Here is a 14,195-nt window from a genome sequence, read left to right as displayed (position 1 = left end):
CGGTTCAGTCGACCAGATCCATGACTAGGCGCGTGGCGAGCGATTCGCTGACCTGGAGGAAGCCGGCTGTCGGCTGCGCGCTGACCGCATCGCGCACAGCATCATGAGGATGGTCATAGATGTTCGCGCCGGCAGCGGCGAAGCCGAGACGCAAATTGGGCATCGCCTCGAGCACTTCGTCGCTGTGATTATGGATCGAGCCATGGTGCGGCACCATGTAGATGTTCGTCAGCGGGAGCTGGTCGCGATAGAAATGCAGGAAGCGCTGACGCCGTCGCAGTTGATCGAGATGCGCGTCGCCGGTCAGGATCCAGCCGCCCGGTTCCGCTCCTTCGAACCAGCTGTGGTTCGGCGTAACCCGGCCTATCGAGACGTGGAAATTTTCTGGCGTCCACGGTCCCGCATAGAGCGTCATGGAGATCAGATTGTGGTCGCCCCACAGTGCGTCGTAGCAGTCACGGAGCTTGTCCCGGACCGTCCGATCCTTGCCTGATTGCGCGATCGCCTTCTTGTCGAGCGGCTTACCGAACTCCGCCTCCAGCGCCTGATCGAATGCACGCAGCCGCTTTGCCGACGGGACATGGACATAAGGAATCAGCACCCAGTTCAGGGAGCCGCCCGGCATTGCCATCATCAGCGCAGCGCCCGGCTGGACCTGACCCAGATTTGCACGTGCGTTTTCAGACTGCGCGGTTTGATCCTGATCCGCTGTCGTGCGTGCATCGAGCGGAACCGGATCGCGCGACCATTTGGCGAAAACCCGACCCTCACCGCCGCCGCGGGGCTCGCCTGGCAGGATAGGTCCACCGCCGCCTTCGCCGTCGTCATCTGCGCCATTGACGAAGGTCACCGTCTCGACGCCGCGGCTGCCGAACCAGGCAGCCGGATCGGTCGTGGCTTCGAGGAACGTGCCCGTCAGCGTACCGCGCGCCGCGTCACGGGCGATAGCGACCAGTACCGCCGTCTCGTCGAGATAGGGGAGCACCACCTGGCGGACCTTGGTCGCCAGCAGAAGCTGGTCGACACCGCGCACATGGTCGCTGTCGAGATGCGAGAGGAACAGGAGGTCGATCTCGCCGCCTGCGGCAACACGGACGACTTCACGGGTCAGCTCCCCGGTTTGGTTGGACCCGCAATCATAGACCCAGCGCAGCGTCTGGCCGTTGTAGCGAAGTTCGCCGCTGGTCATCCCGCCTTGGCCGACCGGGTGCTGCACCATCACGACTTCCATATCATTCCCTTCGTCTTTGCCCGGCCGATAGCATCATATCGCCCGCTCTGCGGTAGCGCTGATCCTCATTCCCCCGGTTTGGATGAACCGGCGCTAGCGACCTTCACCTCCTTCGGGAAATACGCGGCAAGGTGATCGATGAGCGCGCGGACCGCCGGCGGCAGGCCGCGCCTCGTCGTGAACACCAGATGGACGATGCCTGGCTGCGCCCGCCAATCGGGTAGCAGACGGACGAGCTGACCACTTCTCAGCGCGTCGGCACACACGTGATCGGGAAGCAGTGCGATGCCGAGGTCGGCGATCGCCGCCTGACGTACCGCCGCGAAGTCGCCGCAGGTCATGCGCGGCTCATGCCGAAGGCGATGGGTCGTGCCGTCTTCCTGCTCGAGCCACCATTCGATCTCACCGATATCGTCGCTGGTTCCGAGCGTCGGATGGTGCGCGAGGTTCGCGATCGTGCCGCCGATTCGGTTCGCCATCTGCGGAGACGCGACAAGAATTCGCGCCGATCGCCCGAGCGTGCGCATCGTCAGTGCAGCGTCGCTCGTCAGCGCGGTGCGGACCCTAAGCGCCAGATCGATCCGCTCTTCGATCAGATCGACCGCGCGGTCGATCGCGATCAGTTGAAGCCGCACCCTGGGATAGCGCGCGAGAAAGGCGGGGAGGGTGGCGTTGACCACCTCGACAAGCCCGGTCGGGCACGCGAACCGGACCCTGCCGTGCGGCTCGGCCTGCGCCTCTGCGACCAGGGCGGCCGCCTGTTCGGCCTCGGCAATCATCGCCCGGCACCGCTCGTAGAAGGTCTGGCCGATCTCGGTGACCCGGAACCGCCGGCTCGATCGCTCGATGAGCCGCACGCCCAGCATCGCTTCGAGCCCGGCGATGCGGCGGCTCAGTTTCGACTTGGGTTCTCGCAGTGCCCGGCCGGCGGCGGCGAAGCCGCCATGCGCGACGACTTCCGCGAAATAGACGTAGTCATTGAGATCGGTGCGCGCCATCGTTCCTCCTGCGGAACGCTGAGTGCCACATTTGCCGGCTACTGGCACGAACGTTCTACGGGCATCTCTTTTTTCGACGGCGGGCGATCCGCCGGCCGAACAAGGAGACAGACAATGACCCAGCGTTTCGACAACAAGGTTGTGGTGGTGACCGGCGGCACGAGCGGCATCGGCCTCGCGACCGCCAAGGCTTTCGTGGAGGCCGGCGCCTCCGTGTTCATTACCGGCCGCCGACAGGACGCGCTCGATGCGGCGGTGAAGGCGATCGGTGGCAACGTGACCGGCGTGCGTGGCGATATGGCGGTGCTCGCCGATATCGATCGGCTCTACGACGCGGTCCAGCAGCGCCACGCCCAGATCGACGTGCTGTTTGCCAATGCCGGCGGCGGCGAACTGGCGCCTCTCGGTGCGATCACCGAGGAGCATTTCCAGCAGACGTTCGACAGCAATGTGAAGGGCGTGGTCTTCACCGTACAGAAGGCGCTGCCGCTCCTGCGCGACGGGGCCTCGATCATCCTGACCGCCTCGACTACCAGCATCAAGGGCACTGGCGCGTTCAGCGTCTACTCGGCGACCAAGGCTGCCGTGCGCAACTTCGCGCGCAGCTGGATCCTCGACCTCAAGGACCGTCATATCCGCGTCAATGCAGTGAGCCCCGGGCTCACCGAGACCGCCGGCCTCAACGAGCTGTTCGGCGGCGGCGATCAGGCCGCAAGCACCAAGGACTATCTGGTGGGCCTGATCCCGGCGGGCAGGATCGGCCAGCCCGAGGAGATCGCCAAGGCAGTGATGTTTCTCGCCTCGGACGATGCCTCCTATGTCAACGGCATCGAACTGTTCGTCGATGGCGGCCAGGCGCAGATCTGATCGCCGTCCATTTCTGAACTGGAGACTTTTGCCATGACCAGCATCGCCAATCTGCTGCTGCGCAACCTCCACGACGTGTTCGGCGAGGGGGCCCCCTCTCGCCGGCGCGCCGCCGTCGAGGATATCTTTCACGAAGACGCGGCCTTTCACGAGCCAAACGGCGTCCAGCGCGGGTGGGACGCCATCGACCGAATCGCTGGCGCGATCCGCGCCACCCATCCGGACTATGTCTATACCGTGCTGCGCGAGCCCGAAGTGCTCGGCGAGGATGCCGGGCGTGTCCAGTGGGTCTCGGGTCCGCCGGGTGGGGCACCGGAATATGCCGGCACCGACATCGTTGTGGCGCGCGATGGACGGATCGCGGCGGTCTATCTGTTCTTCGACGCCGTTCCCGCCTGACGCAGCGCCACGCGCCGCAGTTCGTGCCATCAAGGCGCCGCATCGCCCTCGCATCGCGGCGCCTCCGTTCCGATATGTGGCAGACCATGCCTGCCATCGAGGAGAACTCCCGCATGACTGCCTATCTCGTCGCAATCCAGGATCAGGTGACCGACCCCGCCGAGCTCCAGACCTATAGCGAGAAAGCCGGCGCGAGCCTCGAAGGCCGCACCGCGACGCCGCTGGCCTATTATGGCCCGATCGAAACCCTCGAAGGCGCCCCCGCCAAGGGTGCGGTGATCCTCCAGTTCCCAGACGCAGCCGCGGCGCGCGACTGGTATGAGAGCCCTGGCTATCAGGATGCGCGCCAGCATCGGCTGCGCGGTGGGCATTACCGCTTCTATATCATCGACGGGGTCGACAGCGCGGGCTGACGCGAACGCAGTATCGGATCATCGCCTCTGGGTTCGCATGCGCGAATCGGCTAATCTGCGACCATCACCAGATGATCGGATCGCGACATGGACGAGGCGATGATCCGGGATGCCGCCCGCGCGCTGGCAGCCCGACTGAAGGACCTACTGGACCAGAGCATGGCCCGCGAGATCACGCTCTCGCGTGAGGAAGCGGTACTCGCCCAGGGATTCGCCGAAAGCGTCGCCGACCTTCTGACCGCTGTGCATTGACGCCCGTCGCAAGCGGCTGGTCTAGAAGGGCACGTCTTCGTCAATCTCGTTCCACGCCGACACCTTTGGCGGCTGCGCCTTGGCCGGCAGCTCGAACCGGTGCGCGGTGTAGAGGTTCAGGATGTGATCGCGGTCCATGAACATGATCTGGCTGCGCTGCGATGCATCGAGCTTGCCGCCAAGCCAGTTGCGTGCGGCCTTGGTGATCTCCCCGCCGGCGAGGATGAAGGCGTGATCGACCAGCGCCTTCTTGTTGGTGTCGCTGTCGAACACCTCATGTCCAAGCATCATCAGCACCTGCTGATAGATCTCCGACACATTGGCGTTCGTGCCCTTGCTTGCGCCGGCTGAATCGAGCTTCCCCTTCTTGGCTTGGATCCCGAAATAGATGACGTGCTCGGTCGGCAGCTTGTACCGCATCCAGACGTCCTTGCCGTATTCGAGCGCTTTGTCCTTGTGGCCGACGCTTGTGATGCGCTGATAGCCCAGGTGCCGGAACATCGGCAGCAGCACCTCCTCGATCAGCTCGTCCTCCGAACAGTGGTCGAGATAGGCGATCAGAAGATCGCGCTTCTCGGCCTCAGCCGGGGTGAGCGGGCGATAGAGATTGACCGGCGACGATACCGTCCGGGTCTCGACGTGGCGGACGTAGAACAGCCCGTCCTCGCCATAATAGCCCTCATAGCCTTCGCGCCCCAGCGGCACGTTGAGCGCCGCGAGCGCCAGTGCCCGGTCGTTATCGCCGTCCTGAGCCTCGCGCTTGTCCATGAGGGTGCGCAGCACGGTCGCGAACCGCTCCGGCAATTGGTTGGCGGCTGGCTGCGGATCGTTCAAAAGTTCGGCCAGCACCCCCTCGGTCCACGGCACGCGCGAAGAGCCGTCGTGCGCGAACTCCAGCTCGCATTCCTCAAAGAAACGCGTGATGAAGAAGCTGCTCCGATAGTGGAACCATTTGTGGTCGTTATTCCCCACCACCATCTCGGCGATCGGTCGTAGATTGCGCGCCTTGAACTGCATGGCCTCAATCTAATGACTGGCGCGCCATTGCCAATCACGTACGGTGGGGGACGCAGTAACGCAGCTCGCGTGTTCAGTCGCCGAGATAGACACCGGTCAGCCGAGCCAGTTCCGCGAGGAGGCGGTCCTGATAGACCGTGTCGGAGGCAGGCGCAGCCGGCGCCTCGCGGCGCATGGCGTGCCAATAACCTCCGCTGGTGCGCGCCGCAGCGTCTTCGCTGGAAGCGAGCCAGCTCTGCGTTGCCTGGCCCGTGGCTATGTCGACCGGCGCCGAGGAACCGCCCATGCGGGTGCGCACCCAGCCTGGATCGACCGCGTTGCTGAAGGTGTCGGGCCACGCCCGTGCCACCGCGAACGCCAGCGCCACGATCTGGAGCTTGGTGTCGCCATAGGCTTGTCCCGGCTGCCAGCGGCGCTTCGTCCAGTCGATGTCGTCGAGCGCGGGGCTGCCGCCGCGGTGGAGGCCGCTGCTCATATAGACCAGCCGCTTTGGGCGCTCGATCAGCGCCGTCAGGACATAGGGCGCGAGGATGTTGACCGCCGTCATCACGCTATGGCCCTCGGTGGTACGCCCCTTGCCAGTCTCGCCATAGAGGCCGGCGTTGTGGATGACGGCGTCGACCCGGCCGAGCGCGTTGACCTGCTCGGCAATGGACCGGGCATCGGCGAGGAGGCTCAGGTCGCCCGTCACGATCGCGGTGGCGGTGGTACCTTCGCGTCGCAGAGCGCTTGCGCGCTCGGGATTGCGGGCGTGCAGGATCACCTCATGGCCATCCGTCAACAAGGACAGCGCGGCGGCGAGCCCGAGGCCGGTCGAACTGCCGGTGATGAAAATCCTTGCCATGGCCGCACTCCTGTCTGCCCGTGATATGGGGAGGCGAGGGCCGCCAGGGAACCGGCGAACGTCGGGATTGGCACCACCGGCGATCCCCTTGCGGCAATCACCGGCGGCTTTTCGTGTCAGGCGTTGATGCGGTCCTTGACCGCCTTGGCGGGAGTGAAGCCAAGTTTCTTGGAGGCCGCGATCGTGATCGCCTCGCCCGTGGCGGGATTGCGGCCGGCGCGCTCGGGCTGGTCCTTGACCTTGAACTTGCCGAAGCCGTTCAGGGAAACCTCTTCGCCCTTGGCGGCGGCGTCGGCGATTGCCGCGAACACGGCGTCGACGACCTTCTTCGCATCGGCCTTGGTCAGGCCGTGATCGGTCGCCAGCGTCTCGGCAATATCGGCGTTGTTCATTCTGATACCTCTTGTTGGAATGAACCGCGCTCCTTAACCGTGCATGGGCACGGGGCAAACATCGTTAGATGTACTTCCGAGCGCATTTTACCTTCGACGCGTGTTGGGTCGACACGGAAAGCGTCGCGTGGTGCATGCTTCTGTAAGGCGCGCCACTTGTCGATATGCTCCGCCCGCCAGATCAAGGTAGCTGATGATCCTGCTCGAATATGATGTCGATGAGAGCCCGGCGCGCCGTCTGCCGTCTCCGGGAAAGTGCATCTATTGCGGTGCGGCCGATGTGCCGCTGACCGAGGAACACGTCATCCCGTTTGCGATCGGAAAGAACGCGACGATCCTCGAAGGCGCCAGTTGCGACGATTGCCAGAAGACCATCCAGCCCTATGAGCAGCGCGTCCTCCGGCACCAGCTTGGCGTGTTCCGCGCGATGGTGGAGGCCCCGACCCGCAAGAAGAAGGATCGGCCGAAAGTTATCCGGCTTCCGTTGGTCGAGATCAGACCCGACGGCACAGTCGGGCGCGACCTGGGCTCGCGCGAGATTCCGATCGTCGATGGTCCGCTTATCCTCAACCTGTGGCAATCGCCGCCGCCTGCGATCCTTGGCGAGAAGAGCGATCCGGCCAACGCCGAGGGGGTCTCCTGGCGGTTCATCGAGTCCTCGCGCGCGGACCCCATTTTGCACAAGGTTGCCAAAGAGGAAGATGTCGCGGGCGCGGCCATTGTTCTGCCACCTGTAAACCGCCTCGACTATGTCCGCTCATTGGCCAAGACCGCCCACGCATATGCTGCCGCCGAACTGGGGGTCGATGCCTTCGAGCCGTTCCTGACGGACATTATTCTCAACCGGTCCGACGAGGTCGGCCGCTTCGTCGGCGACATGCCGGGGGTCGCCAGCCTCGAAGGCCCGTCGGGTCATAGCTTCAAGATCACTCTGGGGCAGACACCGCCCGAGCTGGGCGATGCCGGTGGTCTGATCGTTGTCTTCATGCAGTTCTGGGCCGAACTCGGTTCCCCGCCACATCTCGTCGTGGTCGGCAGGCCGCTGATCGACATGGAAGCCCATTTCGCCGCCCGATCGGCGGAGCAGGCCGCTGCAGGCGCGGCATGAACGGATGTGCCTCGTGAGCGGCGTATCGCCTAGAGATTGGGTCACGCGGGGGAGCGGCTTCGAGACTCAAAAGAAGAAGCAGGGCTTCGGCTGAGAACAAAGATTGAACGGCCGAGTCCGGATTGATATCGTCGGGCGTCAGAACGGGGCAGTGAGGTAAGGTTTGCAGGATCGGACGGAACGGACGGGCTCCGGCGCGCGCGGCGCTCCTCGGATCGACACCGTTCGGGCGTCCCGAGATGGCCATCAATTCCATGAAGCATGGGCTGCGCGAAGTGCCCTCGCGCTATTGCCACCCGACACCAATCTCGTTGCCATTGCGATAGAAGGCTTCAGTCGCGAGGATGAAGACGCGCACAGTCAGACCGCAACAGAGGTCGCGGACCTGGTGCGCTATTATGGCGGATCCACGGTCGCGGAAGCCGACCGGATCGAAATCGTCCAGTTCAAATATTCGATCGCCAGCGCCGACACGGCAGTGCGCGCCAGCGATCTGCGGGCAACCATCGCCAAATTCGCAAAGGGCGAGGCCGAGCGAATCGAGGGCTTCGGCGAAGAGGTCGCCAGGCGTGCGCATTATGAGTTCGCGACCAATCGGCCCATTCACGCGAACCTGACCGTTGCCCTTGCTGCGTTGGCGTCCGGCGGGGTCGTCACCGGAGACGCCGGCTCGCAGGCCACGCAACTGCAGGAAACCCTCGCGGAGGCGGGCGTCGATGCCTGCGGCTTTTTCCAGCGCTTCGTTGCCCTCGGTCGACTGGGCAGTCTCAAGGAAGCACGTCGGGGATTGCGCCGGGAGATCGCCAATTGGAGCGCGCCAGGCGACCCGCAGACCCGCATTCGATTGCGCGGTCTCGAACATCTCGTGCGCGAAAAGGCGGGGTCCGCCGGCCAGCACGATAATATGATCGAGCGCGTCACCGTCCTCGGTGAACTCGATATCGATCACGAAGACGATCTCTATCCCACAGCCGATGCGTTTCCCGAGGTCGGGGCGATCATTGATCGCCCGGTGTTGGCCGAACTCGTCGGCAAGGCAACAGCCTCGACGCTGCCCCTCATTCTTCATGCCGAGGGCGGCTTCGGCAAGACGGTGCTGATGCAGGCGCTGGCTGAGCGGCTGAGCGACACGCATGCCGTCGTGCTCTTCGACGGCTTCGGCGCCGGCAGATGGCGTGAGCCGGCACATCCACGCCACTTGGCAAGCCGCACGATCGTCCACCTTGCGAACATGCTTGCCGCGCGCGGCCTGTGCGACCTCCTGCTTCCATCGTCTCAGGAGGAGGCGCTCCTTCGCGGGTTCCGGCTTCGCCTCCAGGATGCGGTTACCGCAGTACGTCAGACCGACCCCAACGCAGGCGTGGCCCTCGTCCTCGACGCTATCGACCATGCAGCGATCGCAGCGCGCGATACCGGCGCAAACTCGTTTGCCTATCTGCTCCTCAAAAGTCTCAGCGTCGTTCCGATCGACGGTGTCCGCGCGATAGCGTCATGTCGGACCAGCCGCCTCGAGCTTACGCGCAAGGATATCGAGACGGAGGACTTTCCCGTCCCGCTCTTTACCCCGGCGGAAACGCGGGCGCTGATCCTGGCCCACGATCCCTCGGCCACATCTGCCGATATCGCGGCGCTGACGACACGATCCGGTCGTAATCCCCGTTGCCTCGCGGCCTTTCTGGCAGCCGGGCGGCCTTATGATTTGCAAGCGCCGAAGGTCGGGGACCCAGGAGACATTCTCGAATCGATCCTGCGCGAGCGTATCGCGGACGCGCGGCGCGAGGCGGTTCGGCGCGGTGCGACGCAGGCCGAGGTAGCGGCTCTTCTCGCCGGCCTTGCGATGCTCCCGCCACCTGTCCCTTTGGAAGAACTGGCAGCGGCGCAGGGTCTGACCGTCGGCGATGTCGAGAGCTTCGCGACGGACCTCGCGCCATTGCTGGAGCGAACGCGCTACGGACTGATGTTTCGCGACGAGCCGACAGAGACGCTGATCCGCAAGATGTCCGACGAGGATCCGATCGCGCGCGGGCTCGTGATCTCGCGGCTGTCTGCTCGACAATCACTCTCGGATTACGCCGCGCGTGCCCTACCGCAGGTGCTGACTTCGACAGGGCAGGTGGACGAACTCGTAGCGCTCGCCTTCGATCCTGACCTTCCGGCCGGATCCAGCGAGATCGGGAAGCAGGAGATTCGTCTCGCCCGGATCACAGCCGCGCTGCAGGCTGGCGCCGGGGCTGGCCGAACCGACGATCTCTTCAAGCTTTCTCTGGAAGCCTCCCTCGTGGCATCGGGTCACGAACGCGCCGATCGGTTCCTGTACGAACATCCCGATCTTGTCGCGATATCGGGTGATCAGGAGGCCCAACGCCGGCTCTTCGCGACCAGAAGCGGCTGGCCAGGCGGACGACATTCCGCCCTTGCCGTTGCCTATGCCTTTGCCGGGGAGTTCGACGAGGCAGACCGTCACGCGACACGCGCGATCGACTGGCATCGTCATCGCGCGACCCATCGCGAGGAAGACATCGACGGTCGGGGATTGGACCTGGATCGGTCCGGGTTCAGCTATGTCGAATTGCTGATCGGCGACGACCGCCGAATCTTCTCCTGGCTCGCGGCCAACGGCGATGCTTTTGCCTATGACGTAGTCCGCCAAGCGCTGGAGCTAGGCGATCGACATGCTGCCGGCGGGCGGGACGGCCCAGATATGGCGCTCGCCCGACGCAAACTGTCGCGCTGTCCGGTCGCGATCCGCGGTGCCTTTGCTGCCGCGCTCATGCAGTCTGACGGCGATCGGACCCGTGACCGCTCTCTTGTCCGCCGCCTGGCATCAGCGCCGAGCACTGGGCATTATATTTTGCCGCTGGAGGCTTTGTTGGTCGCTGGTCTGCGCGCCTTCGACCTTGGTTGCCGAGCCGAAGCTCTCGCGATCGCCGCGTCTCTTGAGGCGCGGACCAATACGGTCTTTGCATTCGAGGAGTATCGCGCCAACGAGATGGCACCGGTCCATGCAGTCGTGGCTGCAGGCCTTGAGGCAGCTCTGAGACGCCGTCAGACCGCCCTCATCGACATTGCCCCCTCCGAGCTGTTCCAGCTGGTGCCGAAGAGTTTGCGCGCAAAGGGGCCTGCCGTCTTCGAGCGCGAGCTTATTCAGCGTCTCGAGGGTAGGACGCGCCGCGCACCAGCCGGGCGGGCGAAATCGACTAAGACGCTCAGCTACAGCTCGAACCAACGAGACCGTTACGAGCGCGAGAAGCGCCTGCTGAAACACAGGGTCAGACCTGCACTGGCCTATGCCGACCGCGTGCGTGCGTTGATTGCGGCACCACCCGCTGAGCGCGGGGCGGTTATCGGCGAATGGCTGGATGTCCTCGAAAAAGATGTCGCCACGGCCGGCCAATATCCCTTTCGGGACGGAGCAATGTTCATTGCACGGCTCGCTGGTCTTTCGCTGTTGCTCACCGGGACCGTTGTCGAGGCATTCGACGCGACGTCGGCCCTGCGCCTTGCGACATTGCTCGGCGATGCGCGCGATATGCCGATCGATCCGCTGATCTGGTCGATCGAGCGTCTGTCGCGAAATCCCGATCTCCACCGCGCCGTCATGACGCTGGCCGGCCGGACGGAGGGCGTCATCTTGAAGCTGACGGAGACCTCGGCGCGTCTCAACGAATATGGGCGCCTCGCACGCGCGGTCTGGCGGACGTCTCCGGAGGACGCGGCGGTATATTTCAGGCGTGGCCTCGATCTTGCCGAAGCCCTCGGTGCCGACGATTTCGAGCGGGCAAATTCGCTGCTTCAACTGGCGCCGCATTTTCATGGTCCGCCGCTCTCCCGGAAAGCTTCACACACGCTTCCGCGCATCTTCGAATTGCAGTTCTCCGATGCAGATCGTTACCCCTGGTTCGAATGGTCGGAGGCGCTGCACGGCGTCCTCGGCCTCGGCATGTTCGCTACCGCGTCCCGTCTCGATGATCGTGATACGGCAGCCCTCTCGTTCACACTCGCGCCAATCATCCGCTCGCTCACCAGCTCCGGGAAGCTCTCTGCGGATATTGCCGCAGCGCTCATCTGCCTTGCCCCCAACAAGAAGACCAAGGGCGCGCGGCTCGACAAGCTGGCAGCAGCGATCCTTCCCGGTCTGGCGCCTCGCCATCACGAGCGCCTGTTCGAAATCCTGCTGCGCGAAATCGACTGCGAGAGCGCCCTTCTGGCGGATTCCCGCGTCGTGGCCGGCTTGCGTCGTCTGGCCTGCCAGTATCTTCCAGCCGACAGCGCCATGCGTGTCCGCCTTGAGGGGCTGCGAGCAGAGCCGGGGGCTGATGATGCACCGCCCGTGCGTAGCCGTCGGCCGGAGGACGCGGAGCCACCAGAAGTCGCGCTCCACGATCTTGATGCGATCAATGCGGCAATCCTCGATGCGGATGGCAAGGGATATCACTGGCCCCGGCGTGTCCTAGAGGCCCTGGTCTCCCGTGCCGATCGTCCAAGAGATCGGGTGGCCTTGCTGAAGGTCGTCGCGTCTGTCGCGGGGGCGGATCTTGCCGATAAGCTCGTAGCGCTTGAGCCGGTTCTTTCCGACTGGTCGGGGCAGTCGCCGGCGATCGCGGAGCTGTCGCCGGCGGTCGGACGTGATCTCATCTCGCATCACGCCAACGAGCTTGCCGGCACGGGCTGGGAAGTGGTCCGATCCTGGCGCCGGATCACTGCGCTGTTCGGTCTCGATCGCGGTGAAATCGCAGCGCTGGTCGTCAAGCGGCTAGGGCCGGATGCAGTCGATTTCTCGGGCGAGGACTGGCTTTCGCTGTCCGCGGAGGTAGCCCCGGCGGTCAGCCAGGAGGCCCTTGGCGCGGGCCTTGAACATGTTCTCAACCGTGTCGCTGACACGATCCCAGACGAGATCGGCGATGGCCCCTGGCGCGACGCCTACAACGGGTCGTCGGGCGAGGCGGAGAGCGTTGCCGCCCTGCTCTGGATGCGGCTTGGGCATCCCCATGCAGCCATGCGGTGGCGAGCGACGCACGCATTGTATGAGCTGGCGCGGTTCGACCGGTTCGATGTGATCGATGCCGTCGTGGCCAGATTTGACGGTGATGGCGGCGCCTGTTCCGAACCTGGGCTTCCTCTCTTCGTCCTGAATTCCAAGCTGTGGCTGTTGCTCGGTCTGGGACGGATCGCACGCGATTACCCAGATCAGGTGGCGAAGCACCGAGCGTTTCTGAAGGGAGTGGCGCTCAGCGCCGACTTTCCGCACCCCGCAATCCGCGAGGCGGCCCTCAACGCGCTGCGCCACACGCTTCAGGCGGTCTCGAAGGCGGAACGTGCCCGCGAAGAGCGGGCGATCCACAAAGCAAATCGCTCGCCATTCCCGCCCTTCAAGGGAAAGCGCTTCTACTTCGACTCGCATGACATGCCGCCGGAAGGCGAGCGCGATCCCGACGACTATTCTCACTTCGACTATGACTTCCAGAAGTATCAGGTCGCGCCGGTGGCAAGACTGTTTCGCGAGGAACCCTGGAAAATCCGCCGGCGCATCCTCGAGATCGTGCGTGAGCACGACCCCGCGATCCGTAGCATGTCATCCTGCCCGAGGCCGCATTATGAAGATGACCGGTCGAGTACCTGGTCGGGCGGCTATCCACCCGAAAAGGAGCGATATGGCGGATACCTCGCCTTGCACGCGCTCCATATCGCCGCAGGCGAAATGCTCGCAACGCGCCCCGTCAGCCGCAGCGAGTATCGCGACGACGATTGGGGCGGTTTTCTCAGATCGATCGGGCCGTCGCGCAGTGACCATGCTTGGCTCGCAGAATGGACCGACCTCACGCCTCTCGACATCGGCCGCTCCATTCCCATGCCGGATGCCGAACGCGCCGCGGTCTATGATGTCGAGGACGAACGCCTGTTGAGCCCTTTGGTCGGGATTTCAAATGGGCAGATTGGGAACCGTGGTCTCGTCGTCGCGGGGCATTGGGAAAGCTCTGACGGCCACACCATGCAGGCGAGCAGTCTGCTGGCGCCGGTAAGGATTGCCAAGGCTGCTCTACTGGCCGGCATGCTCGTCGAGCCGTTTCATCGCGGCCTGCCGACCCCGGATGATTTTGGCGATAACCGTCACGACTTCCCCGGTCACGCCGCCTCGGTCCAATGCTGGATCAACACCCGCGACCACTCGGACAGGTCACTCGATCGATACGATCCATTTGGCTCCTGGAGTGCGCAGGGACGGTCCTCGCCCGGGGCATGGTTGCGAGAAAAGCATGGGCTCACTCAGGCGGATGATGCCGGCCGGCGCTGGCTCGACGGGACGCGCCTTGCCTTTGTCGCAGAAGCCTGGGGTGGCCCGGAATATCGATCTGACGAGCGCAGCGGCGGCGGGGACTGGCTGCGAGCGGATAGCGCCTTTCTCATAGATCTGCTGAAAAAGACCGACCTCGTCCTGGCGGGTTTCCTTCAGGCGCGGATGCACCGCCGCGACGATCGAAAAAAGCCCGACGATCGCATGGTCCACCGAACCTTCGGATATCTGATCGACAAGACGGGCGAGATCACGGTGATCAAACAAATCCCGAAGGCGATCCGCGAGGCGGTCGAGCAGCTTGGCCAATATGGGAAGTTTGATTTCTCCAAGCGGTTCAAGGCCATCCTGCCGCATCTCGAATAGCGGCGGAGAGCAGGGA

At 64.3% G+C, this 14,195-nt stretch carries 11 protein-coding genes; 6 read left to right on the top strand and 5 right to left on the bottom strand.

Features of this window, described 5'->3' with window-relative positions; all coding sequences use genetic code 11:
• Positions 1-4: 4 nt before the first annotated feature.
• Complete coding sequence (locus tag PBT88_RS16390; RefSeq protein ID WP_270076379.1) at positions 5-1,231, bottom strand: MBL fold metallo-hydrolase; 1,227 nt, start codon at positions 1,229-1,231, stop codon at positions 5-7.
• Between the two features lie 65 nt (positions 1,232-1,296).
• Positions 1,297-2,229 carry a LysR family transcriptional regulator gene (locus PBT88_RS16385; RefSeq protein ID WP_270076378.1) on the bottom strand — a complete coding sequence of 311 codons (933 nt, stop codon included), beginning with the start codon at positions 2,227-2,229 and terminating at the stop codon, positions 1,297-1,299.
• Positions 2,230-2,343: 114 nt separating this feature from the next.
• Here PBT88_RS16385 and PBT88_RS16380 point away from each other — a divergent pair, with 114 nt between their 5' ends.
• The 4 genes from PBT88_RS16380 to PBT88_RS16365 all read left to right on the top strand — a co-directional run bounded on the left by PBT88_RS16380 (position 2,344) and on the right by PBT88_RS16365 (position 4,160).
• Entirely contained in the window at positions 2,344-3,096 is a 753-nt protein-coding gene (locus PBT88_RS16380; RefSeq protein ID WP_270076377.1) for an SDR family NAD(P)-dependent oxidoreductase, read from the top strand.
• Positions 3,097-3,129: 33 nt separating this feature from the next.
• The gene (locus PBT88_RS16375) at positions 3,130-3,495 is read left to right on the top strand and encodes a nuclear transport factor 2 family protein (RefSeq protein ID WP_270076376.1); all 366 of its coding nucleotides are present in this window, start codon (positions 3,130-3,132) and stop codon (positions 3,493-3,495) included.
• Positions 3,496-3,608: 113 nt separating this feature from the next.
• Entirely contained in the window at positions 3,609-3,908 is a 300-nt protein-coding gene (locus PBT88_RS16370; RefSeq protein ID WP_270076375.1) for a DUF1330 domain-containing protein, read from the top strand.
• 87 nt (positions 3,909-3,995) lie between these two features.
• Complete coding sequence (locus PBT88_RS16365) at positions 3,996-4,160, top strand: hypothetical protein (protein ID WP_270076374.1); 165 nt, start codon at positions 3,996-3,998, stop codon at positions 4,158-4,160.
• A 21-nt stretch (positions 4,161-4,181) separates the two neighbouring features.
• Here PBT88_RS16365 and PBT88_RS16360 read toward each other — a convergent pair whose 3' ends face one another.
• The 3 genes from PBT88_RS16360 to PBT88_RS16350 all read right to left on the bottom strand — a co-directional run bounded on the left by PBT88_RS16360 (position 4,182) and on the right by PBT88_RS16350 (position 6,413).
• Entirely contained in the window at positions 4,182-5,177 is a 996-nt protein-coding gene (locus tag PBT88_RS16360) for a hypothetical protein (RefSeq protein WP_270076373.1), read from the bottom strand.
• Positions 5,178-5,250: 73 nt separating this feature from the next.
• Positions 5,251-6,021 carry an SDR family NAD(P)-dependent oxidoreductase gene (locus tag PBT88_RS16355; protein WP_270076372.1) on the bottom strand — a complete coding sequence of 257 codons (771 nt, stop codon included), beginning with the start codon at positions 6,019-6,021 and terminating at the stop codon, positions 5,251-5,253.
• Between the two features lie 116 nt (positions 6,022-6,137).
• Positions 6,138-6,413, bottom strand: a complete 276-nt coding sequence (locus tag PBT88_RS16350; RefSeq protein ID WP_270076371.1) for an HU family DNA-binding protein — start codon at positions 6,411-6,413, stop codon at positions 6,138-6,140.
• A gap of 193 nt (positions 6,414-6,606) precedes the next feature.
• Here PBT88_RS16350 and PBT88_RS16345 point away from each other — a divergent pair, with 193 nt between their 5' ends.
• A complete protein-coding gene (locus tag PBT88_RS16345) occupies positions 6,607-7,521 on the top strand; it encodes a hypothetical protein (protein ID WP_270076370.1) in 915 nt (304 codons plus the stop codon).
• Between the two features lie 289 nt (positions 7,522-7,810).
• Positions 7,811-14,179, top strand: coding sequence for an ATP-binding protein (locus PBT88_RS16340; RefSeq protein ID WP_270076369.1), 6,369 nt, complete (start codon positions 7,811-7,813; stop codon positions 14,177-14,179).
• The last annotated feature ends 16 nt before the right edge of the window (positions 14,180-14,195 follow it).

The sequence above is a fragment of the Sphingomonas abietis genome, assembly GCF_027625475.1.
GTDB classification, from domain to species: domain Bacteria; phylum Pseudomonadota; class Alphaproteobacteria; order Sphingomonadales; family Sphingomonadaceae; genus Solisphingomonas; species Solisphingomonas abietis.
This window is presented reverse-complemented; position numbering and strand designations above follow the sequence as displayed.

What these genes read in the sequence shown, in the direction of transcription:
- PBT88_RS16350 (WP_270076371.1), bottom strand. Translation starts at nt 6,413, where the DNA reads ATGAACAACGCCGATATTGCCGAGACGCTGGCGACCGATCACGGCCTG.
- PBT88_RS16375 (WP_270076376.1), top strand. Translation starts at nt 3,130, where the DNA reads ATGACCAGCATCGCCAATCTGCTGCTGCGCAACCTCCACGACGTGTTC.
- PBT88_RS16355 (WP_270076372.1), bottom strand. Translation starts at nt 6,021, where the DNA reads ATGGCAAGGATTTTCATCACCGGCAGTTCGACCGGCCTCGGGCTCGCC.
- PBT88_RS16365 (WP_270076374.1), top strand. Translation starts at nt 3,996, where the DNA reads ATGGACGAGGCGATGATCCGGGATGCCGCCCGCGCGCTGGCAGCCCGA.
- PBT88_RS16370 (WP_270076375.1), top strand. Translation starts at nt 3,609, where the DNA reads ATGACTGCCTATCTCGTCGCAATCCAGGATCAGGTGACCGACCCCGCC.
- PBT88_RS16385 (WP_270076378.1), bottom strand. Translation starts at nt 2,229, where the DNA reads ATGGCGCGCACCGATCTCAATGACTACGTCTATTTCGCGGAAGTCGTC.
- PBT88_RS16390 (WP_270076379.1), bottom strand. Translation starts at nt 1,231, where the DNA reads ATGGAAGTCGTGATGGTGCAGCACCCGGTCGGCCAAGGCGGGATGACC.
- PBT88_RS16345 (WP_270076370.1), top strand. Translation starts at nt 6,607, where the DNA reads ATGATCCTGCTCGAATATGATGTCGATGAGAGCCCGGCGCGCCGTCTG.
- PBT88_RS16380 (WP_270076377.1), top strand. Translation starts at nt 2,344, where the DNA reads ATGACCCAGCGTTTCGACAACAAGGTTGTGGTGGTGACCGGCGGCACG.
- PBT88_RS16360 (WP_270076373.1), bottom strand. Translation starts at nt 5,177, where the DNA reads ATGCAGTTCAAGGCGCGCAATCTACGACCGATCGCCGAGATGGTGGTG.